Annotated in this window: 11 protein-coding genes and 1 tRNA gene; 4 read left to right on the top strand and 8 right to left on the bottom strand. The window is 67.8% G+C overall.

Annotated features, from left to right (window positions below; all coding sequences use genetic code 11):
* Nucleotides 1-4: 4 nt before the first annotated feature.
* Together AB0O71_RS03405 and AB0O71_RS03400 are read right to left on the bottom strand one after the other, a co-directional pair.
* Nucleotides 5-1,687, bottom strand: coding sequence for a trypsin-like peptidase domain-containing protein (locus AB0O71_RS03405; protein ID WP_363741962.1), 1,683 nt, complete (start codon nt 1,685-1,687; stop codon nt 5-7).
* Nucleotides 1,688-1,874: 187 nt separating this feature from the next.
* Nucleotides 1,875-5,210: a hypothetical protein gene (locus tag AB0O71_RS03400; RefSeq protein ID WP_363741960.1), complete on the bottom strand. Its 3,336-nt coding sequence runs from the start codon at nt 5,208-5,210 to the stop codon at nt 1,875-1,877.
* 246 nt (nt 5,211-5,456) lie between these two features.
* Here AB0O71_RS03400 and AB0O71_RS03395 point away from each other — a divergent pair.
* Nucleotides 5,457-5,530 (top strand) — tRNA-Met (locus AB0O71_RS03395).
* Between the two features lie 277 nt (nt 5,531-5,807).
* Here AB0O71_RS03395 and AB0O71_RS03390 read toward each other — a convergent pair.
* The gene (locus tag AB0O71_RS03390) at nt 5,808-8,843 is read right to left on the bottom strand and encodes a UPF0182 family protein (protein WP_363741958.1); all 3,036 of its coding nucleotides are present in this window, start codon (nt 8,841-8,843) and stop codon (nt 5,808-5,810) included.
* A 103-nt stretch (nt 8,844-8,946) separates the two neighbouring features.
* Nucleotides 8,947-10,092 (bottom strand): S16 family serine protease, encoded by a 1,146-nt coding sequence (locus tag AB0O71_RS03385; RefSeq protein ID WP_363741956.1) that lies wholly within the window; start codon nt 10,090-10,092, stop codon nt 8,947-8,949.
* Between the two features lie 130 nt (nt 10,093-10,222).
* Between AB0O71_RS03385 and AB0O71_RS03380 the strand changes: the two genes are divergently transcribed.
* Both AB0O71_RS03380 and AB0O71_RS03375 read left to right on the top strand, forming a co-directional pair.
* On the top strand, nt 10,223-11,623 hold the full coding sequence (locus tag AB0O71_RS03380) for a zinc-dependent metalloprotease (protein WP_363741954.1): 1,401 nt from the start codon (nt 10,223-10,225) through the stop codon (nt 11,621-11,623).
* 119 nt (nt 11,624-11,742) lie between these two features.
* Nucleotides 11,743-12,621, top strand: a complete 879-nt coding sequence (locus AB0O71_RS03375) for a hypothetical protein (protein WP_363741951.1) — start codon at nt 11,743-11,745, stop codon at nt 12,619-12,621.
* Here the strand turns inward: AB0O71_RS03375 and AB0O71_RS03370 are convergent.
* Together AB0O71_RS03370 and nudC are read right to left on the bottom strand one after the other, a co-directional pair.
* Complete coding sequence (locus tag AB0O71_RS03370; RefSeq protein WP_363741948.1) at nt 12,577-14,277, bottom strand: ATP-dependent helicase; 1,701 nt, start codon at nt 14,275-14,277, stop codon at nt 12,577-12,579. The two genes, AB0O71_RS03375 and AB0O71_RS03370, sit on opposite strands and share 45 nt — an antisense overlap.
* Nucleotides 14,274-15,314 (bottom strand): NAD(+) diphosphatase, encoded by a 1,041-nt coding sequence (nudC, locus tag AB0O71_RS03365; protein ID WP_363741946.1) that lies wholly within the window; start codon nt 15,312-15,314, stop codon nt 14,274-14,276. The genes AB0O71_RS03370 and nudC overlap by 4 nt, the downstream gene beginning before the upstream one ends.
* 127 nt (nt 15,315-15,441) lie before the next feature.
* Between nudC and AB0O71_RS03360 the strand changes: the two genes are divergently transcribed.
* A complete protein-coding gene (locus tag AB0O71_RS03360) occupies nt 15,442-16,617 on the top strand; it encodes a phosphotransferase (protein WP_363741943.1) in 1,176 nt (391 codons plus the stop codon).
* On the opposite strand, the gene AB0O71_RS03355 is transcribed toward AB0O71_RS03360, so the two are convergent.
* Both AB0O71_RS03355 and AB0O71_RS03350 read right to left on the bottom strand, forming a co-directional pair.
* Complete coding sequence (locus AB0O71_RS03355) at nt 16,607-20,110, bottom strand: ATP-dependent DNA helicase (RefSeq protein ID WP_363741940.1); 3,504 nt, start codon at nt 20,108-20,110, stop codon at nt 16,607-16,609. The genes AB0O71_RS03360 and AB0O71_RS03355 overlap by 11 nt on opposite strands.
* Nucleotides 20,107-23,382, bottom strand: a complete 3,276-nt coding sequence (locus AB0O71_RS03350) for a PD-(D/E)XK nuclease family protein (RefSeq protein WP_363741937.1) — start codon at nt 23,380-23,382, stop codon at nt 20,107-20,109. Before AB0O71_RS03350 ends, AB0O71_RS03355 begins: the two co-directional genes overlap by 4 nt.
* Nucleotides 23,383-23,475: the final 93 nt, after the last annotated feature.

Genomic DNA, 23,475 nt, shown 5'->3' with positions numbered 1-23,475 from the left:
CCCGCTACCACTCGAGGGTGCCGAGCGTTGCCTCGGTCTCGCCCGCCTTGCCGTTTCGCATGTACTCGATGCTCACCGTGCTGTCGCCCGCGTGCTCGCGGATCAGCGCAGACACCGACGTGCCGTCGACCGCTGCGACGCCGTCGACTGCCGTGATCACGTCGCCGGCCTTCAGACCGGCCTGCTCGGCTGCGCCGTCGGCAGCAACCTCGACCAGCAATCCGCCCGCGTAGTTCGCGTCAGCGTCGGTATCCTGCGACGAATCGGCGACCGACGCTCCGAGGAGGCCGTGCGACGGCTGCTCGCCCGCGATGATCGCGTCAGCGACACGAGAAGCGAGGTTCGCCGGAATCGCGAAGCCGAGTCCGACGCTGCCGGCGGTGCTGCCCGTCGTTGACGTCGATGCGATCGCGACATTGACGCCGATGAGTTCGCCCTTTCCATTCAGCAACGCTCCTCCCGAGTTGCCCGGATTGATCGAGGCGTCCGTCTGAATGACGGGGAGCGTCACGCTCCCCGTCGAACCGGGCTGCTGCTCCTGCGGCTGCTGGCCCTCTTCATCGGGCAGCCCGAAGCGGAAGTCCCAAGGGAGGCCCCCACCGCCCGAGCCGTCATCGCCGCTGCCGTCATCCGGCGATGGCTGGTCCTCGATCAACGGGCTTCCGACGGAGATGCCCCGGTTGAGTGCGCTCACCACGCCGCTCGTGACCGTGTTCGCCAGATTCAACGGCGCTCCGATCGCCACGGTGAGGTCTCCGACATCGATCTTGTCGGAGTCGGCCACGGCGATGGCAGGAAGATTCGCGGCATCGACCTTGACGACTGCGAGGTCTGCATAGGGATCGACTCCGACGAGGCTGCCGTCGAAGATGCGCCCGTCGCTCAACTTGACACGGATGGAGGCATCACTCGTCGCCGCCCCGTCGAGCGTCACGACGTGCGCGTTCGTAATGATGTAGCCGTCTTCGGAGTAGATCACGCCAGAGCCCGAACCGCTCGAACTCCCGCCGGCCACCTCAAGCGTGACGACGCTCGGCGTTGCCACCGCTGCCACGCCCGAGATCGCCGTGGCGTTCTCCGCGTTATTCAGTGTGATCGCGCTGCTTCCCGAGGCCGCAGTCGTCGCCGCCTGCGGTGCATTCGCCGAGACGACCGCGGCAACGCCGCCACCCACGACGCCTCCGAGGAGCGCTCCGACTGCCAGTCCAGCGAGGAGCATGCCGGAGCGATGCTTCGCTGCGCCCGGCTGGTCGGAATCGGTCGAGTGATGGGGCGCATCGCCACTGCCGGGCACGCTTCCCCCGGCGCCACCCGAGGCATGCGATCCTGCAGGAGCTGCTCCGAAGCCGAATGCAGTGCCGTGATGGTCGTCCTGATACGCCGCTGGAACGTGCGCCCCGCCGGTGGGCTGCGCGCCGTGCGGGGCTTGGTGCGATACGGACTCCGCAGGTGCGGGCGCGTGGTGCGGATACTGCTGTGTCGGCGCATGCGGCTGCGCGAACGGAGCAGCGTGCGGTGTCGATGCGCGCGTCGACTCGGGCGTCGTCGGCGTCTGCATCGCATCGGGCAATTGCACGGTCGGATGCGAAGACTCGGCTGCCGTGGACGGCGACTCACCAGCGCCCGTAGTCGCTGACGCGGGGGTGATGAGGCGACCGTCTCGGTCGTACTCGGGTGTGGTGCTCATGGGGGCTCCCTTCCTGTACGACCAGCTTGGCGGCCAATCCTATGATTTTCGCTTGGACGACCTGCAGAGCATCTGCGAACGGTCGTCCTCGCGAACGCGCGAGGCGGCATGCAAACATCGGCGCGTTCGGTCCTTTCGGTGCAGAGTGCACCGAAAGGACCGAACGCCGACCGGACCCCGTGTGAGTTCAGTCGCCCGCGGAAGCCATGTCACGGCATTCGCGGAAGACCGCCGCTGAGCTGCGACGTCGCCGCAGCGCCCACACCAGCGCGGCACTGCCGGAGACGAGGAGCGCTGCCCCGCCGATGAACCACGCTGTGGGAGCGTCGTTCCCGGTTTCTGCGAGAGCCGGGGCGCCAACGGGGCGGATCTCGAAGCTCTCGTCGGGTGCGCCGCACTCGCCGGTCGCCACAACGTGCTCCTGACCGCCCTCGATCATGACGAGTGTCTCGACGTATCCCCCCAGTCCCAGATGCTCGGCTCGCGTGATCACCTCCTTCGACCGGTAGTTCCCCGGCCCCTCGACACTCACGCCCTCCGGGTCGCTCAGCTCTGAGAGTTCGGTCTCCGGGGAACACACGAGGTTCCCCTCCGCGTCGCGGCCGTACGCACTGAACCGCACTCGGAACTCGACGTCGTCTCGCTGCGCGATCGGGCCCCGAACGAAGGCCGTGTCGAACATCGGCTGCCCGACTTCCACAGACCCGGCCGACTCCGTGCGCACGGTCGGCGACTGCACCGTGGTCGTTTCGCCGGGAACGCCGCATGCTCCGCGGTGCAGCACGCGCTCTGCGCCGCGCTCCCACTGCGAAAGCGTCTCCACCCACCAGATGGTGCCACCGTATTCGGGAAGCGCCGTGACATCAGGCGAGCGAACCGTCCCCTCGGCTGATACCGGGACCGGATCCAGCGTGAACAGCAGGTTCTCGTCCGTGCAGCTGGCTGCGTCCGTGCCCGTGGCAGCCGCGTCTCCGCGGTATCCGCGGAATACGACCCGATGCTCCACTCCGGGGCGGTCGGCGAGCGCACCGGTAATCGTTGCCTCATCCGAGATGCGATCTCCCATCGACGCGAAGGCAACGGCGTTCGTGGTCACCTCGGGGCTGGTGACCTGCGTTGTCTCCGTCGCGAGCCCGCACTCGCCCGTGTGCATCGCCACTCGCGAATCGCCTTGCACGAGCCACAGCGTCTCGACCCACCACACCGCACCCGCCCAATCGGCTTCGGCAATCACCTTCGGAGAGAGCACTTCCCCCGGCCCCGAAACCGGCACCGCAGAGGTGTCGAACAGGTGGTTCGCGTCTGAGCACACCGGTGCATTCGCCCCAGACCCAGACTCAGAATCGGACTTTTGCACCTTGGCGGCCGCGGACTTCGATTCAGCTGCGGTCTCTGCTCGAAATCCGGAGAAGGTCAACTCCCACCGCGCGCCCGCGTTCTCCGCGAGCGCGCCGGAGATCACCGCAGTGTCCGATATCTCTGCGCCAACCGGCGCAGTCACCGTCGCAAGCGTCTCGACGACAGGCCTCCCCACCGTCGTCGTCTCATGAGCCAAGCCGCATTCGCCCCGATGCAACGCGCGCGGCCCATCGGGCGTCTCGAGGTACAGCGTCTCGACCCACCAGATCGACGTGCCGTGCTCGGGTCGGGCAACGAAGCCGGGCGACCGGACCTCTCCCAATCCGAGCACCGGCACGGACTCTGAGCGAAAGACGATGTTCTCTGCGGTGCAGGTCGGGTCGATCGCCGTCGCAGCTGACGGATCGGCCTCTCGATCGATGTCGTGAGCACGATAGGCCTCGAACCGCATTGAGTACGCCGCCCCTTCCGCGAGCTTGCCCGACACGGTCGCGACGTCGTACAACTCCTCACCGAGCACCGCCTCGGGCAGGGCCTGTGTCACGACGGCGGGTTGATCGATCCTGGTCGTTTCATTCGTGAGCCCGCACGCGCCCTCGTGCACCGTCTTGCCGCGCGACACGATGCGTTCCACCCAGTGAATCGTGCCGCCTGAACGAACCTGCGTTTCAGGAGATCGGTACTCCCCTGGTTTCGGCACCGCGATGCCCCCTGCTCGAAATACTGGCTGCGCGACGCACAGCTCCTCTGCAGTGAGCTCCGAAAGCTCTGCCTCGGTCCACGTCAGCGGATCGCGCCGCTCCTCCATCACGGGTTCGCGCTCGCGTAGTGTCCGGGGCGCGCCGGATTCGTCGAGCACCGGCGCGCCGCCCTCCGCGAGCTCGGCCACCGGATACCGGGTACCGTCCGCTGCGATTCCCGTCGTCGGCGCCCCCTGCTCGTCGACTACCGGAATGCGGTTCCCGTTGGTATCGAGCAACGGCTCGCCAGCCGCGTTCACCCACCACTCGGTCCAGAGCGGCTTTCCCGTGACCGGGTCCTCGGCGTGCGCCTCGTAGGGGTCCCCGAGCACGGGCTCCCAGTGCTCGTCGAACTTCGGGGCACCGGCTGCGGGCTCCAGGTAGGCAGTGAAATCAGCTACCGCCTCTGGCCACATCGTGAGGGTCGTGTCGGGGGTCTCGGTCACGATGAGCCGATCGGCCATCGTGCCCCCGACGCTCGCGTCGGGCTGCGCTTGCGAACCCGCGGTCGGAGGCGACGGTGGACCAGGGACATCCACGACGACGCCGGAGAAGCGACCGCCGATCTCGGCATGACGAGAGCTGCCGGTCGTAACCGCGATGCGCTGCCCGCTTGCGCCGGTAGAAGTTGACGTGTCATGCACATCGAGCACAGCATCCCAACCCGGTGCGCCTCGGGACTCCCACGACCCCGTCACGGTGATTTGTCGGACGCCGGGGTGCGCTTGGACATACCGCGCGGATGCCTCGGTACTCGGCACGTCGAGCGATGCTGCATCGTTTCGAACGAAGACGCCGCCGTCCACGCTCAGCGCCGTCGTGCCTTGGGGATACGCCACGCGATAACGCCCGAGCGTCCCACCGGGGTCGGGGGTCACCTGCAGATCGCCTGTGACCGACTTCGGGGCAGTCGGCGGTTTCGCGTTGGACTTCGCGTCGGCATACAACCGATCCGATTCCGCAATGAGATCACGCCCGCGAGCTGAACTCTCCAGGATCCCGATTTTGCCATCGAGCGCCCAATTCCCTGCTCGAAAATTCTCTCGCATGCGCCAGATCGTGAGCTGCACTGCGGCCGCCGTCCACGCATCTCCGCTCTGCCCGTGTCGATCGATGAGGTAGTTCATCTGCCGCATTCCGTGCTCGTCAGCCCACGACGGGAACATGCCACCGACTCCCGGCAGGTACGGCAATCGTCCGAGCGAGGTGACGTACCCGGAGGGCTCGTTTCGACTGACCTCGATGCAGTAGGCACGCTTGCCATTCGGCAGGACGAAGTTCGAAATCGTCAGGCCATCATCGAACGACACTTGTTCCCCCCGGGCGAGGGCGTGCGCCGCCGTCGGCGCGATCACGAGTGCTCCGCTCGCCGCAAGCGCACCGACGACGATGGCGCCGAGCGCGGCAGCGAACCTTGTTCGCAATGACCGTGGCACCCGACCGCAACTGGGCGAGCGCTTCAGCGAGCGCCCTCCCCTCGGCCAGTTCAATAACGACATACCCATCTCCTCTCGAGACCGCGAACGCATCCAGCCAGCCCCGGCGCGGTTACGGGACTGCGTGCAGCGATCCTGCCGCGAGGAACTCGGGCTCCGCATGCGTTCTCCACAGCCCCACGGTCGCCGCGATTTTGCGCCGTCGGAGCGACGTGCTAGAGTATTGTCTTGTGCCGCGGGGTGGAGCAGTTCGGTAGCTCGCCGGGCTCATAACCCGGAGGTCGTGGGTTCAAATCCCGCCCCCGCAACGAAGAAAGGCCCTTGATCAGGAATTCATTCCCGATCAAGGGCCTTTTTGGCGTGCGCCTTTCATCAGTCGTGCACCCATATCGTCGGCCGATTCGGCTCGCGCAACGACCCCGCGCCCACGCTGTGAGCGGCGATATCGTCCACTGGCAGAAGATTCATCGCCCGGTCGTGGGACGGGCGTTGGTCATCGCGCGCAGACGCACAGCGGGCCGGAACGACTCTCGTCGTCCCGGCCCGCTGCACTCAATCACACGGCGCGATCTTCTCTCGCGAGCATCACTCCGCCGCCAGCGCCTCCTCGATCGCCTGCTGCAGGCGTTCGTCGGCTTCACCGTACGCGGCCCAATCGCCCTCTTGCATCGCAGTGTCGCGATCCTGCAGTGCGTCCTGCATCTCCTGCAGCGTCTCCTGAAGGCTGCCGGTCGCACCCGAGGCGGCACCGGAATCTCCCGTGTCGGAGTCGCCCGCGTCCGGATCGTCGCCGTCGGGATCCTCCGTCGTCGGGGTCGTGCCGGTGTCGCCGGCTTCGGCACCCGAATTTCCTCCGAAGAGCGCATCGAGCGCTTCGTCGAGCGTATCCTCGAACGCGATCTGGTCACCGAAGGCCACCAGCACCTTCTGCAGAATCGGGAAGCTCGTACCTGACTTCGCCTGCACGTACACGGGCTGCACGTAGAGCAACCCTCCACCGACGGGCAGCGTCAGCAGGTTTCCGCTGATGACCTGGCTCTCACCCTGTCGCAGAATGTTCAACAGGTTCGAGACGTTCGAGTCGGTCGTGAAGCTGTTCTGCACCTGGCCCGGACCCGGGATCGGATCGCCCTTCGGCAGCGTGAGCAGCTTCAACGATCCGTAATCATCGGAGACGGTGCCGTCCTCCGAACCCGCGTTCGAGTTCGCAGCGAGGTACCCCGTCAGAATGTCTCGCGATCCCTCACCCGACTGGTCGGGGATGTACGTGGAATAGATCGAGTAGTTCGGATCGGCGTCGGCTCCAGCAGCGAGCGTCAGGTAGTACGGTGGCTGCGCGAGCTTTGCGGCTCCGGCGGTCGCGGTCGATACCGGGTCATCGGGCGTGCGCCACTTGTCTTCGGCCGAGTAGAACGCATCGGCGTTGGTCACGTGGTACTCGCCGAGCATCGAGCGCTGCACCTTGAACATGTCGCTCGGGTAGCGGACGTGGCTCAACAGGTCGCCGCTCATCTCAGAGACGTCCTTCAACGTGTCGGGGAAGATCTTGCTCCACGACTTCAGGAGCGGATCCTCTGTGTCCCACGCATAGAGTGACACCGAACCGTCGTACGCATCGACCGTCGCCTTCACCGAATTGCGGATGTAGTTGATCGGCTTGCCCAGCGGGTCACGTTCTGCGGCGTCGGCGTCGACCGTGAGTGCATTCATATCCGAGGTCTCGGAGTACGGGTAGTCGTTTGAGGTCGTGTATCCATCGACGATCCACACGACGCGCCCGTCGACCACCGAAGCGTACGGCGCCTTGTCGATCGTCAGGTACGGCGCGACCTTCTGCACGCGGTCGACCGGGTTGCGGTCGTACAGGATCTGCGAGCCGTCGACGACGGCACCCGAGAGGAGCACCTCCATGTCCTGGAACTTCAGCGCGTAGATGAGCTTGGTGAAGATGTTGTCGAGCACCGGACCGCCGTCACCGGAGAACGTCGTCATGTTCTGACGCCCGCCGTCCTCAGCGGCTTCCTCGGCTTCGACGCTCTGCTCCGTCGCCGCTTCCTCATCGGTCGCGGTCTCTTCAGCATCCGGCTCCGCCGGCTGGGCGTCTTCGGCATCCTCCGCAGACGCCTCCGCGTTGCTCTCAGCATCGGCCGGGAAGTCGAGCTCGATCGCCTTCGAGCGTTCGCCGCCGACGATGGAGTACTCGGGCGAATCCATGCCGAAGTAGATGCGCGGTTCGAATTCGCCGAGCTTGCCGCTCGTCGGGATTCCGTTTTCCAGGAAGACCGGCTCGCCACCGGGCGAACGCTGGTTGCCGAACGCCGCGACGAGGCCGTACCCGTGCGTGTAGACGAGGGTGCGGTTGTACCAGCCGGTCTGCTCCTCGATGTTGATGTCGCGCACCGCCGACACCGTGTCTTCGACCTGTCCGTCGATCTCGTATCGATCCACGTTCAGCGAGTTCGGGAACTGATAGTACTGACGGATCTGCTCGAGCTGCGCGAACGTGGGAGACACGATCTCGGGGTCGATGATGCGGATGTTCGCAGTCGTCGCTGCATCGTTGCGCAGCGCGCCGGGTTCTGCATCGGTGACCGCGTCGTATCGATCCTTCTCGACGTCTTCGATGCCGTACGCGGCACGAGTCGCTGCAATGTTGCGATCGATGTACTCGGACTCGAGGCTCTTCTCGTCGGGCTGAACCTGGAACTGCTGAATCGCCCAGGGGTAGCCGACGCCCAGCACGAGACTCGACGCGATGAGGAGCGCTGTTCCGATGACGGGCAGGCGCCACTTCCCGGTGAAGGCCGTGACGATGAACAGGATCGCAACGATGATCGCGATTCCCGCGAGAATCTGCTTACCGGGGATCACCGCGTTGACATCGGAGAACATGGCGCCGGTGCGGATGCCACTCGACCCCGTCAGCGTGCGGTACTGATCCAGCCACAGGCTCGCGGCCTGCAGCACGAGGTACAGGGTGGCCAGCACAGCGGCCTGAATACGCGTCGACTTCGAAACCCGCACATCGCGTCCTGAGAACGCGATGCCGCCATAGAGGTAGCTCGTCGCGACACCCGCGATGAGCGCGAGCAGCGTTGCGGCGGATGCGAACGCCACAATGCCCTGAAGCATGGGAAGGTCGAAGAGGAAGAAGGAGATATCGAGACCGAACTGCGCGTCGGTCTCACCGGTGTTCTCGCCGTTGAACCACAGCAGCACGTTCTGCCACTGAGCAGCGGTGCTGAAGCCACCGAAGAGCCCGATAACCGCGGGCAGCCCCCACTTGACGAGTCGGCGGAGCGGCTCGAACAGTTCTTGGTAACGGTCGAGCTGCGCCGTCAGGCGCGCATACACCGGGCGCTTGCGATACGCGATATCGATCGCGAAGAAGACGGGCACGGCCATGCCCACGAATCCGATCAGGAACATCGCGCCAGCGGCGAGCCACTGGGTGGTGAGCACCGGCAGATAGCCGGTTTGGCGGTACCACATCACCTCCGCCAGCACCGCGGCGACCGCGAGGAAGCCGAGAATCAGGATCACCACCAGCACGATGGTGATCGCTAGCGGCGAGAGCCGGCGCTGTCGGGTGGCCTGAGCCGGGGGGTTCGGGTCGGTCACGTCTTCGTTCACTTTCCTGTCCAGTGCGCACTCGATGGTGCTGGGCGGGGTGGGTCACTTCACCCTACCGGGCCGTGCTGACAAAACCCGGGGGCGGTATCGGCTACGTCGTCGATTGAGTCCGAGCCGAGACCTCTGCGCCGCAGCGTTCCATTCCGACAGTCGCTTCGCCCGCAGCGGCGGCTTCGACGGCGTCGATCGCCTCTGCGAGAGATGCTACCGGCGCGACCCGCAAGCCGTCGGGCACGCGAGCGGGCACTTCGGCGCAATTGCCGAGGGGCATCAGGAACAGGTCGCTCTCGGCGCGGGAGGCCGCCCACATTTTCTGCTCGAGCCCTCCAATGGGCCCGACCTCGCCGGTGTCGGCCATCGTTCCCGTGCCGCTGACCGTGATTCCGTCGAGCATCCCCCCCGGAGTCAGGCGATCGTACATGGCGAGCGAGAAGACCATGCCGGCGCTCGGCCCGCCGATGTCTTCAAGGTTGATGTCGACCTCGCTCGGCAGCTCGAAGTCAGTGGCGATGGTGGCGCCGATCAGCGGCTCCTCGCCTCCCTCCGGGATCGTCGGAGCGAGTTCAACGTCGAGCGACGCGCCGCCGCGTTCGATCCCGAGCCGCAGCGGTGCACCCGCGCCCGAAGCGATGGTCCGTTCACGCAGCATGGCGAAACTCGTGATGGAATCGCCGTCGAGCTCGACGAGACGATCTCCCGGCTCGAGCACGCCGTCGGCGGCGCTGTCGTCTGCGACCTGGGCGACGCTGAGCACGACGCCGACGTCTGCGCCGACCTCTCGAAAGGCCGCCGCCGCCGCGGTGGTCTGCGAGCTCGCCATGAGCGCCGTGTTCTGCGCGTCGCGGTCGTCGGAGGTCTCTCCCTCTCTGAAGAAGTCGGTGAGCGGCGCGATGCGCTGAGACGGATCGAATACCGCTGGCATGAGAGACAGCCAGCTGCGTCGTTGATCGGGGCTCCCCAGGACCTGCACCGTGAGCAGGTTGAGCGTGCCGCTCGTCGGGTACGTCTGCGCGTCGGGGAACGAGACGACGGGTTCGACCGCGTCATCGATGGTCACGTCGCCGAGAGTGTCGACCACCGGTCCCGGTCGCTCGATGACGTAGGGCGATGGAATCGCTCCCGCGAGCAGCACGGGGATCGCAATCGCGCCGATGACCCACACCCGCCGGCTCCGCCCACGATCCTCGCTCGACCGACGCTCGGCGAGCGATCGTGTACTGCCGTTGTGCTGACCCAATTCGCTCCTCGTGCACCCGCGCCTGTTCGCAGTCGGCGCAATGGGAATCGCCGAGCGTCGGTCAATCTAGCAGGCGCGTCTGAGCACGGTGCCGTAGCGTTATTCGTGAAGCAACGACGAAGGAGCGGCAATGAGCGCGAACGACCACGACGGCGCTGAGCGCCCCGATTCCGGTGGCGATTTCGAAGAGCTGCAGCGCATTCTGCGCGACATGCTGTCGGGAAGCGGGGGCGCGCCGGTGAACGGGTTCGACCCCGAGCAGTTCGCGAAGGCGGCAGGCATCAACGTCGACCCGCAGGCATTGCAGGCGTTGTTCGGCACCCTCCAGGGCGCCATGCAGAACCCCTCCGCCGAGATCGATTGGTCGGTCGCGCGAAAGACTGCGATCGAGGTCGCGAGCGGCGATACCGGTTCGGCCGATCCGGCCGCCGCTCTCCGCGCGTTCCCGGTCGCCGCGCTCTGGCTCGACGAAGCCACCGAGCTCGGCCCCACCCCCGACGCGCCGAAGACGCTGTCGCGCATCGAGTGGGTGCAGCAATCGATCGATACCTGGGTGGGCCTTGCCGAGCCGGTCGCCGAGTCGATCACCCGCGCCTTGATGAGCGCCCTCGAGAGCCAGATGCCCGAGGAGCTCGGCACTGCGCTGCAGGGGGCGACTCCGATGCTCAGAAGCGTCGGCGGTGCGCTCTTCGCCGTGCAGCTCGGCACCATCGTCGGCCGTCTCTCGGGAGAGGTGGTGTCGGCCGGCGACATCGGAATCCCGCTCCTGGCCGGCCCTGGTCGAGAAGGCGGTGCTCTGCTCCCAGCCGGAGTCGCAGCGTTCGCAGAAGGCCTCGATCAGGATCCCGAAACGGTCACCCTCTACCTCGCCATCCGCGAACTCGCACACGCCAGGCTCTTCCGCCATTCCAAGTGGCTGCGCTTGCATCTCCTCACGGCGATCGGCGACTACGCGAGAGGCATCAGCATCGACACGGGACGCATCGAGGAGCTTGCTCGCGACCTGGATCCGCAGCACCCCGAGCAGATTCAGGAGATCATCTCGAATGGAGCGTTGATCCCCCCCAAGACGGACGCGCAGGAGGCCGCGCATGCGCGACTGGAGACGATGCTCGCGCTGATCGAGGGCTGGGTCGACGTCGTGACGGCCGATGCTGCACAGCGGATTCCCGGCGCGGAGGCCGTTGCCGAGATGGTGCGCCGGCGCCGGGCCACCGGTGGCCCGGCGGAGCACGCGTTTGCGGCCCTCGCCGGGCTGGAGCTCCGCCCGCGTCGTCTGCGCGAAGCCGCGTCCCTGTGGCGTCTCGTCGGCGAACGAAGCGACCTCGCGACCCGAGACGGACTCTGGGCACATCCCGACCTGCTCCCCTCCTCCGATGAACTGGATCATCCCGCCCGCCTCCTCGAGCGACTCGGATTGGCCGGCACGGCGACGGACACCGAAGCCGACGAGTTCGATACAGCGCTCGCGCAGCTGCTCGACGGTGAACTGCCGCCGCACGAGGGTAACGGCCAGGATTCCCGCGACTGATCCGCCAGTGCGGGAATCTGCTTCGCTCACAGAACGGGAGCAGATCCGCATGGGGGTTCTGAGGGCCGATGTCTGTGGATTGTTGATCCTGTAGAGCTCCGAGCACGCACACTGCTCTTATGGAACCGTCACTCACGAGCATCGATCCCGATTTTCCCGTCTGCTGGGAGAACCCAGAAACGTTGCGCGTGGGGTTCGAGCACCCGATCGCCCGGGTTACGAATCCCACAGCGGGCATGCAGCGGTTCGTCGGCGCGCTTCGGCGCGGAATCGACGCCGAACAGCTGACCCACGAAGCGCGACGAGCGGGTGCGACCGTCGGTGAGGCGCGCGCGACGGTCGCGCAGCTCGAACCGGCGCTGCTCGTGCGTCGCACCGCGAAGCTGTCTGCCGAGCGCACGATGCCTACGGCCCTGATGTGCGACGCCGGCCGCTCCGTACCGGCGTTTCCGGAGGTGCTCCGCGCAGCGGGTGCCTGCTGGTTTCCGCCCGCAACCACGCCCCCAAAGCGGACGGACATCGATCTCGTCATCTTCGTGGAGCGGTACTGGGAGCCGCTCGAGCGCGCGCAGCGCTGGCTGATGGACGAAGTGCCGCACCTGCTCGTCAGATTCACCGACCGCGCGGTGCACGTCGGCCCCATCGTGCCGGCGAACGGTCGGCCCTGTCACACCTGCGTGTCTCTTGAACGCATCGAGCGAGACCCTGCGACGGCAGCTCTCGCCGCGCAGCTCGCCGGAGCGCCGGTCGCCAGTGAGCGGCCGGAGTCCGCTGTTCTCGCCGCTGCGTACGCCGCCGAGTTGGTGCACGCCTGGAGCCGGGGCGATACCGACGCGAATCACACCCGCATCGTGCTTCCGGTCTCGAGTGCGCGTTTCATCGCGCAACCGCGGATCGAATCGGTCGAGCCGCACCCCGAGTGCGCCTGCGGTGCACGCAGCGACGACGACGGGCTATCTGCCGGCCGCGACCATCCCTGCCTCGCTGATGAACCGTGACGGCTGTCGCGCAGCACGGCCACCACCCGCTACTCCCGAAAGTCGAAGAGTGTCTTTGGCGCGGGTGAATGCCACGTAGCAGAGCCGACGCTCCTCGTCGATCGACGCCTCATCGGTCGCGTGCATGATCGGCAGCAAGCCCTCACTCAGCCCGACGACGTGCACCATGGACCATTCGAGTCCCTTCGCCGCGTGAATCGCGCTGAGCGTCACCGCTTCCAGGGTCGGCTCGTGCTGCATACGCTGTCGAGCGAGCAGCTCCTCGCTGAACTCGCGAATTCCTGTTCCCGGAGGCATTTCATCGACGAGCCCGAGGAGCGCGCCGAGCGCTTCCCATTTCTCCCGCTGCGCAGCTCCCTCAGGCGCCTTTGCCGACCAGCCGCCCGCTCGCAGCACGTCGCTCACAATTTGAAACAGCGGGCGCGTGTCGGCGACCTTGGCCTCGCCGCGAATGAGCATCACCGCTTGGCGCACATCGGCGCGCTCGAAGAACCGCTGAGCGCCGTGGACGCGCGCGCTCAAGCCGCGCTGGCGCAGCGCCTCCTCGAAGCGGGCCGACTGCGCGTTGGTGCGGTAGAGCACGGCGATCTCGGAAGCGGGAGTGCCAGCACGCACCGCAGCCGCAATCGAATCGGCGACGGCAGCTGCTTCATCGTGGTCGGTTGCGAACCACTCGAATGTCGGCGCAGCGGCCGCCGATCCGCTCGCATCCTCGCGCGTCGCTCGAAGTGTGAGTGCTCCCGGCCGATCCCGCATCAGCCGGTTCGAGATGCGCACCACGGGTTCAGCGGAGCGGTAGTTGCGCTCGAGCCTGATCTCGCGTGCGCGCGGATACTCGGCCCCGAAACGCAGCAGGTACGAGCTCGATGCCCCGGCGAAGGAGTAGATGGTCTGGCTCGCATCGCCGACCACGCAGAGATCATCGCGATCCCCCAGCCACATGCGCAGCAGCGAGTGCTGCAGCGGCGACACGTCCTGGTATTCGTCGACGGTGAAGAATCGATAGCGCTCGCGCACCTGCAGCGCTGCCCGGGGTTCGGTTTCGAGCATGCCGGTCATGAGCACGAGCACGTCTTCGAAGTCGATCTGCCTGCGCTCCTCGAGCAGCGCCGTGTACGCGCGATGGAGGTCGACCAGGCGCTCCGGCGTCAGTCCCTGCGGAACGGGCCGCTCCCCGACCTGCTCCGCGTACGAGTCGATGCTCAGCATGCGCGTCTTCCGCCACTCGATCTCGGCCGCCGCGTCGCGAAGCGCCTCCCCGCCCAATCGGAACCCGAGCGACTCGACAGCCTGCGAGAGCGCTGCGACCTTGCCCGGAAGCATCTTCGGCGCAGCGCCGCCCACCAGCTGCGGCCAGAAGTGGTTCAGCTGTGCGAGCGCCGCCCCGTGAAACGTCTGCGCCCGCACGCCCTCGGCGCCGAGCGCGCGCAGACGCCCCTGGAGCTCTCCAGCGGCCTTCCGGGTGAAGGTGACCGCGAGCACGCGTTCGGGATCATACGCGCCCGTGCGCACACCGTACGCGATGCGGTGGGTGATCGCGCGCGTCTTTCCCGTTCCCGCCCCCGCGAGCACGGCTACCGGGCCGCGAAGGCTCTCCGCGATCTGGCGCTGCTCGGGGTCGAGGGCTTCGAGGATCGTGTCGGCGCCCGTGGTCATGCTGCGGACGGGGCGGGGTCGGCGTCGCCCTCGGCGACCCACCGGTCGATCATCCACCGCGCGATCGACAGCGGCATCGGCAGCGTCAGGCTCTCGTCGGGCTCGCGCAGTTCGCCGCGCGTGAACCACCGGAGCTCGGAGATCTCGGTCACGTCGGGAACGAGGGTCTCGGGATCGGCATCCTGCGCCAATCGCGCCCGAAAGCCGAGCATCAGCGAACGCGGAAACGGCCACGGCTGCGACGTCACGTAGGTGATCTCCCCCAGTCGCACGCCGGATTCCTCGAAGACCTCCCGCTGCACCGCCTGCTCGAGCGATTCGCCCGCCTCGACGAACCCGGCGAGCAGTGAGAAGCGGCCGGGCTCCCAGAGCGCGTTCGATCCGAGCAGCACGCGGTCACCGTGTTCGATCAGCACGATGACTGCAGGATCCGTGCGTGGAAAGTGCTCTCCGCCATGCGCATCGACACGCGCCCAGCCGCCCTGAATCGCCAGCGTGCGTTCGCCGTCGCGCGACGAATAGGCGGCGGCCTCGTGCCATCGCAGCAGCGCGGAGGCGACCCCTACCGCTTCTCGCTCGGCTTCCGAGAGGTTCGCCCCCACCACGAACGGGTGGGTCCAGCGCTCGCCCTGCGGGTCGGCGTTAAGTGATCCGCCATCGATTCCGGTCTCCGCGTCGGACAGTGCCGCCGCGGTTGCCGCGGGCACGATCCGCGCGAAGATCGGCGCCCCGTCGATGCGACCGAGGTAGACATCCGTCACCGCGGATTCCGCGATATCGGACTCCGACTCGTCCTGGGGCCCGCTCGCGTCGTCCGAAGCCGCGATGGCCGCACGCGGCGCGCCTGACGTGGGGACCCATGCAAGACGAACATCGTCACCCGCTGCGATCACGGGAATCTCGATGCCGCGCACGCGGAGCAGTTTCGCGGCAGGATCGTGCCACGCGTCGAGCAGCAGGTCTGGGCTCAAGCGGGTCGGCGCATCGCGATCGAGCGCCCCGCTCGCGAGTGGCGGCCTGGACGGGTTCGCGGTCATGTATTCCCCTGTTCACTGGCGACCGAGGCGTGCGCCCGGGCGCGGCGCTGCTTGGAGTTGCCGGCGGGCTGCAGCTCGGTGCGCGTGGCGCATCGACCGAGTCGACGCGCGTGCATACCCTGAGTACATGGCCAGCATCCCTTTCACCTTAGCCGCGCTCTCGACTTCTGCGGTGCCAGGCCTGGTGGTGTTCGGAGTCCGCGAACACGAGAGCGACGACTCGTTCGTCTCGGCGATCGTCGCAACGGAGGACGATGAGCTGCTCGTCCGCGTGCCGCGCACGCACCAGGCCGAGGTGCAGCAATCCGCCGAGCTGCTCGGGCTGGCGGCGCTCACGGAGGGCCCGCGGAGCCGCCTGCCCTTCGCCGCACCAACGACACTCGGCATGACCCGCGCCGGCGAAACTCGTGCGGTGGTCACGAGTTTTCTCGACGGCGCGCGGTTCGAGGCCGACGAGCTGACCGATGATTCGCACCTGCTGCAGCCAATCGCCGAGGCCATCGCTGCGATCCATGAGCTCCCGTTGACGGTCGCGCAGCACGGCGGCCTTCCGGTTCGCTCGGCGCAGGATCTCCGCGTCCTGGCGACCCGGCTCGTCGATCGCGCGGATGCCACCCGGCTGCTCCCCGAGACCGTGCGTCGCCGATGGACGCACGTGCTCGAGACTTCGGATCTCTGGGATTTCTCCCCCACCATGGTGCACGGTTCGCTCGATGCCGAGCTCATCAGGGTGGGCGACGGCGCGGTCACCGCGGTACTCGGCTGGTCGGAATGCTCCGTCGGCGATCCCGCGACCGATCTCGCCTGGCTCCTGGCCGGAGGCCCCGAGGTGCTCGATGGTGTGATCGCGCGGTACGCCCGAGCGCGCAACAGCGAATCGCTCTCGCATCTTCGCGCGCGTGCCGCGCTCTATCACGAGCTCGAGGTCGCACGGTGGCTGCTCCACGGCACCGAGACCCACGATCAAGCCGTCATCGATGATGCGGTCACGATGCTCGACCGCATGGTCGGCACGGGCGGAGCGCTGGGAGCGGCCTTCACCGCCGCCGTTGCTGCTGCCCCGCTGAGCTCCGAGGAAGTCATTGCGCTGCTCGACCAGACGCCGCAGGTCGAAGACGCGCAGTCGGACACCGCTGCGTTCGAAGCTCTCGACGAGGATCGCATGTTCGGCGTCGACACCGACTTCATCGAGCCGCTGACGGAGGATGCCGATGGCGACCCCAGCCCGGCTGCCGACGACACCGCCGACCAGGTCACCGCCCCGCTCTCGGACGACGATCTGCCTCGGGATCTCACGCGCTGAGTTTCGCCGCCGCCGCCTTCCAGACCTCCTCGAGGTCGTGGAGGCTTCGCGGAGTGCCGCCCGTCAGCTCCACCCCCTCGGCGACGTAGAAGAGCGATACGTCGATGCGATCCGGAGCGATGCCGGCCCACTGCGCATACGCGTGTCGATAGAGATCGAGCTGGAAGAACCGTGATTCGCGTTCCGCATCGTTCTTCGGCGCGCGCCCCGATTTCCAGTCGACGATCTCGAAGCGGTCGTCATCGAGTCGATACACGGCATCGAGCTTGCAGACGAGGGTGCGTCCGGCAAACGGAAGCGTCACCTCCTGCTCGACCGCGATCGGCTGCAGTTCGGCCCATCTCGATTGCTCGAAGCGTTCGATCAGCGGCGCCAATTCGGCGGCTTCGGTCGTAAGATCATCGTGCCCGATTTCGTTCACATACTCCGGGTCGAACGATCCATCGGCGCTGTTGAATCCCGCGAGCGGCAGTTCCGTGCCCCGTGCCGTCGTTGCGCGCCGCTCCACCCACTCGTGGAACCGATTGCCGACGCGCGTACGGCGATAGGGCCGCTGCGGTATCGGCCGCAGTCGTGAGCGTTCGGCCGCTACCGGATCTTCGATGAACTCGTGAAACGTCGACGCGGTGAGTCGCTCCGGCAGCTCGGCGTCAGCCCCGGGTCCGCGAGAAGCACTCGGATCGCCGACCGCGCGCGAACTCGCGCTGCGTTCCGCGAGCAGCAATCGCACGGCCTCGTCGAGTTGCTCGCCTGCTTGGTCGTTCGATGGGGCGTCACCAGAACTCGCTGCTGCGATCGCGTCACGAACGATGTCAGCAGCCCGCAACACCGCGCCCGCCCGCTCGCCCAGGGGATCGAGCGGCCATTCGAGTGTGAGCTCGTCCCGCTTCGACGGATCGGCCTCGAATGCGCTCGACTCGGGCAGGCCGCTGATGACCCCGGCTTCCTCGAGCTCCACGAGGTACGTCGACGGCTGACGCGGCCGGGTCTGGCCACCCCAGAACGAGCCGCTCAGCAGCACCCGGCCGGCTGACCGCGTGACGGCAACGTACGCCAGTCGACGTTCTTCTTCTTGGTGTCGCGCTTGGAGTGCTGCACGGTACTCGGCGATGCGGTCGCGCAGTTCGTGCTGCGTCGCCGCGATGCGCCAGTTGAGATGGGGGCGGGAGGCTGCGTCGCCGCGGAGTTCGTCGGGCAACTGGCCCGTGCGCAACCAGCCGGCTCCAGCACGAGCCTGGCCGGGAAACTCACCCGTGACGAGCCGCGGCACGACGACGAGGTCCCATTCGAGGCCTTTCGAACCGTGCGCGGTGATCAGCTGCACCGTTCCCGGAGCGGGCTCGGGCACGTGCTCCGCGGCTTCGTCGGCCTCGGTCGCGCGCTCGATCCACTCCAGCAGCGAGGGCAGCGTTCCTTCCGCATCCACGGCAAGATACCCCTCGACCAGGTCCGTGAACGCGTCGAGGTTCGCGTGCGCGGCTGACGTGCCTGCGAGCGCTCGCGCATCATTGGCGTCGAGTTCGATGTCGATGCGCAGCGCCTGTACGGTCGCACCGATGAGTTCGGGAATACTGCCGCCGACTCCTTGACGCAGCGCCGCGAGCATGCGGCCGGCTTCCCGGAGCCGATCGCGGCCGACCGCCGAGATGCTCGCGAGGGCTCGATGCTCGATGTCGCGCATTCCAGCGATCTGGTCGAGCGCGTCGATCAGCGTGTACTGCCGGTCGGGGTCGGGAAGCACGCGATCGGGCGCGCGATCCTCGGGCGAGAGCGGCCGCTGGGCGATATCGCGCTCCCCGAACCAGCGCGCGGCGTCGCGCAACCCCGCGATGTCGGCGACCCCGACGCGGAATCGCGGCCCTGCGAGCAAGCGGATCAGGTCGCCGCCGGCATCGGCGTACCAGAGGCAGCGGAGGGCGCTGACGATATCGGTCACCTCCGGGGTGGTGAGTAATCCCCCGAGTCCGATGATGCGCGCAGGTACGCCGGCATCGGCGAGCGCAGCCGCGAAGGAGGCCATCTGACTGCGGGTGCGGAAGACGACCGCAGCGGTCGGCAGCACACCGTGTTCGGTCAGGTGCTGCTCGCGAGCTGCGCGCACCCATTCTGCGACGGCGAGCCGCTCCTCGTGCACGGTCTCGGGGAAGCACCATTCGACGCTTCCGGCCGGCGCCCCCGGCCGCGCTGAGAGCCGCGGAACCTCGATCGCCGAATCAGCCGCGAGCGGCGCTGCGATCGCGTTCGCAGCCCTGAGGACATCGCTCGGATTGCGCCAGCTCGTCGACAGGGTGAGCGTCGCTGGCGGCGTGCGCCGTTCAGCGGGCGCAGGGCTCGGTGCGCCTGGGGTCCCATGCGACTCCGAAACAGCCGGAGCGTCGCCACGCCGGCCGGCGAAGTCGGCGTGGAACGATTGCAGACCTTCGGCCGAAGCTCCGCGCCATCCGTAGATCGACTGGTGAGGATCTCCCACTGCCATGACCGAGCCGCCCGCGAAGATGCGTGACAAGAACCGCGTCTGGCCGACCGAGGTGTCTTGCACTTCGTCGAGGAGCACGACACGGTGACGGCGACGGAGCACTCGCTGCGCCTCGACCGATGCGTCGAGGGCCGCGGTCGCCAACGCGAGCTGGTCGGGAAACTCGATCACTCCTCGTCGCTGCTTCTCCGCCGCATAGGCGCGAGCGAGTCGGGTGATCAGCGGTGTTTCGGCGAGACTCGCGACCGCGTCGCGCACGGGCGCGTACTGCTTGCCGCTCGGTGCTCGGCCGAGCTCCTTCTCGTTGTAGGGCAGATGCTGTACCCGCGAGAACTCCTCGATGATGCGATCCACGCGATCGAGCGACGTCAGGTGGTCGGAGACGGCGTGGTCGAGGCCGAGGATGTGGCGAATCAGATCGGGAACCCGCAACTCGCTGTCGACGAGCCCCGGATCGTTGCTCGTCAGGAGCACATCACGGGCGACCCGCCACGCGGTCGCGGTGTCGATCACCGCAGCACCGGGAACGACGCCAGCGGCGATGCCGAACTCTTGCAGCACCCCCGCAGCGAACGCATTGTACGTGCTCACCTCGGGAATCTCGAGGCCGTCAGCGAGCAGCTCGGCCAGAGCCGCCGATCGCACGCGCTCTTCAGGTGCCAGCGCACCGCGCTCGGCAGCGTCCTCCAGCCGCTCGGCGAACGCGAGGAGCCGACCGGAGATCCGTTCGCGCAGCTCCCCGGCCGCCTTCCGAGTGAACGTGAGCCCCAGCACCTCGTCGGGCGCGGCGAATCCGTTGGCGACGAGCCACACCACCCGATTCGCCATGGTCTCCGTCTTCCCGCTTCCCGCTCCGGCGACGACGAGCGTCGTAGCCCCGAGCGGGTGCTCAATCACCGCACGCTGCTCGTCCGTCGGTGCCAACGGCGCGGCGCGCGGCACGGCGAGAATCTCCGCGATGCGCGCGGCTGAGAACACTGCCTCCGGCGCCCCGGGCACGGCTTTCGCGCGACTCATGCACGACTCACTGACGGAATGACGTGCAGTCGGCAGTTCCCATGCTGGTGCGGATCGGAGCAGTGGTGTTCCACCCTGGCGGTGAAGGCCCCAGCCGCCATGACACGGGCTGCCTGCGCAACGCGTTCCATGAACGCCTCGCGCGCCTCGGCAGAAAGCGGCTGCTGCACTCGCTCGATGAACCCCGAGCCCTTCACCGCGTCGGGATGCACGTAGAGCAGACGCGCACCGCCGCTCACCCGCCAGGCAGCCTCCGTGGCAAGTTCAGGCGGATGCACGTCTGGGGCCCCCTCCGCAGTAACGGGCGCAACACTTTCGAAGGCCCCGATCATCACACCGATCTGATAGGCCTGGAGCTGGGCGTGTGCTTCCGCCGCGACTTTGCTCGGCGGGGTTCGGCCGGTCTTCAGGTCGAGCACGGTGATCTCCGGTTCGCCATCGCGATTGGAGCGCGCCTCGAGACGATCGGCCTGGCCCCGCAACTCGGCGCGGTCGATCGTCGCGGTGAACAGTGCTTCCTTCCCGAGCAGCGATCGATCCGACACCTCGAATTCTCGGAGGTAATCAGCCAGACCAGCGGTCATCGCCCGCGCGAGCCTGCGCGTACGTTCGGCCTCCCACTCCGCGGCGAACGGCAGCTTGCCCCATTCCTCGTCCACGATCGCCAGCAGTTGCTCGGAGTCGGGCTCGGTCGCGGTCTCGAACGCGTGGTGCAGCAGTGTGCCGAGACTCGCTTGTACGCTGCCCGGTCCTCCCCCGAGGGTCGAGACGACCCAGTCGAGCGGGCAGTTCTCCGCCTGTTCGAGCTGAGAGGGGCTCACTCTGACGCGCGCGTCGGGGTCAGCCTCGAGGTCCGTGAGCGGCGCCTCGGTGCTCGGCGGCATGACGCCGTACCAGTCGCCGGGATCGGCCCCGGGTACCTGCGCCTTCGAGAGTGCGACGAGTGCGTTCACCGCCTCCGCGTCTTCCGGGTCGCGCACCACGCGACGACGCATCGCAGCGACCTGACCACGCAGGGTCAGTCTCGCGCTCGGAAGCGAGTCGACCCCGTAGTCCCGGCCGAGCCCGAAGAACGCGCTCGGGTGCTGGTGCTCGTCGGACACCGCCACGACGAGCACTTCTTGCCGGGCTCGCGCGCAACTGTGCGCGAACAGGCGGAGCTCGTCGTGCATCGTGTCGCGTCGCGAGGGAGGCTCTGGCGCGCCACCGCGCAGCCAGCGCTCGAGCGCCGTCGTACCGACCAGCGAACCGCGGGAGCGCAAGTTGGGCCAGGCGCCGTCTTGCACACCGATCACGGCGACCACGTCGAACTCGCGGCCGATGGCGCCCTGCGGTGTGGTCACCGTGACGGTCGTGCGTTGACTGCGCCGCGCCAGCGAGTCTTCGGGCACCGCGCTCTCGAGCAGCCCTTCCAGCAGCTCCTCGATCGCCTGCGCGCGATCTTGCTCCTCGTGACGTTGCAGAGTGAAGAACAGCGCCATGACCGCGTCGAGCGATCGGCTCGCTTCGTCGGCACGGGCGCCTCTGCCTGACAGTGCCTCCTCCTGCCAGCTCGCGGCGAGCCGCGCGCCATCCCAAATCGCCCAGAGCATCTCTCGCGGAGTACCGCCGGCTGCGTGCACTCGCGCGGCCGCATCCAGGATCAGCCCGACCCTGCGCAGTGCACGGCCGCCAGCGCTGTCGATGAGCGGAGTGGCTCCGGGAAAGGCGACGGCCTCGCGCACGATGTCGTCGATGCTCACGGGATCGCGCTCTGCGGCAGCCGAGGCTCGCCGCTCGTGCAGCACGAGCGCCCCCCGCAGGCGCCGTACTGCGACCGGATCAAGCCCTCCGACGACTCCGCCGACGAGCTGCAGGAGCTCCTGTGCGGAGAGCGCGGCGATGCCGAGCGCGTGCTGGAGCATTCGGATGAGCTCTCGCACGATTCGGTGCTCGCGGAGCACGATGCCCCCCGCAGCGACGCCCGTCGGAACCTGATGGACCGCGAGCGCGCGGGCGACGCGGATCGCCTCTCCACGACTGCGGCAGATCACGGCCATCCGATCCCACGCCATGGCTTCTCGGCCGTCGAGGCCCAGCCGCCGCGCGCGGAAGCGATGCGCGATGACGCCCAGCTGCTCGGCCGACGACCCGACGCGCGCGAATTGCGCAGTCGCACCTGCCGACGAGTGAGCCTCGGGAGCGACGGCTGCCTCCCGCTGCATTCCGGCTCCCGAGGCTCCGATGCGGCGAGTCAGTCCCTGCACGAGCTCGCGCACCTCCGCCCCGTGCCGGTGCACGAACGCCAAGGTGACGAGCGATTCATTCGCGCCGGCGAACCGCTGCGCGTTCGAAGCTACGGTCGTCGGTTGCCGCCGCCCGAGCTCGCGCACGACGCCGGAAAGTATGCTCGTGCGCTCCCCGTGGAAAGCGCCGGTGGCGATGTCGGGGTCGCCGAACACCCTGATACGACTGCCGACGGAAGCGCATGCGGCGAGCAGCGCGAGTGCTCCCTCGCCCAGCTCCTGAGCATCATCGACCAGAATCAGTCTCGGCACCGCGACTCCGTCGCCGGGCCCGGCGTCGGAGCGGACACCGTGCTGACGAACGGCCGCGCTGGCGGCGCGCAGGATCGCACTCGAACTCAGTTCTCCCGGTCGATCCGCCGCAGCCCGCCGCGCAGCGACGCCGATCAGCGCCAATGCCATGCTCCATCGTTCGACCAGCTCCTCCCCCGGCCCCTCGGCGAAGGCGAGTGCGGCCGACGCCGCACGAGCAGACTCGATCTCCGCGGAGAGCGCCTCAGGCGATCGATCGAAATCGTCGAGCACCCGCCAGAGATCGCGGAGCTCTGCTCGGAACGCCGGTGTCGCCAGCACGTCGGGGGCGATACCGGCCGCGCCCGCAAGTGCAGCAGCGCCCTGCTCGGCGGTGACGTCGGCGATGACCTCATCTTGCACAGTACCGGTGAGGAGCCGCGGGGCGTCGATGCCTGCACGCGCATGCTCTCTCGAGAGCACCGCGAAGCCCAGCGATGCCGCCGTGCGCACGGGCGTGCCCCCGATGGCCCGACCCACTGCGCGCTCGATGCGGGCGCGCAGATCAGCGGCTGCGAGACGATTGGGGGCGAGCACGATCACGTCTTGCTCGCCCCACCCCGGGAGTGCGAATGCGCGGCGATACGTCTCGACGAGCACTCGGGTCTTCCCGCTCCCCGGCGCGCCGAGCACGCGCGCGTGCGCGTCGACGTCGAGCGCGAGGGCCTGCTCCTGCGACGGGTCGAATGAGGTCATGCCGTCAGCCTACTGAGGGCCGCAGACACTCACGGGCGCGATCACGCATCCGCCGAGCGGCGTGCGCTGCTGGCGAACGCGGCCCCTCCCACC

This window comes from Leucobacter sp. NPDC077196 (genome assembly GCF_040687075.1).
GTDB lineage: Bacteria > Actinomycetota > Actinomycetes > Actinomycetales > Microbacteriaceae > Leucobacter.
The sequence above is the reverse complement of the archived record's forward strand: the minus strand, read 5'-3'. Positions and strand labels throughout refer to the sequence as shown.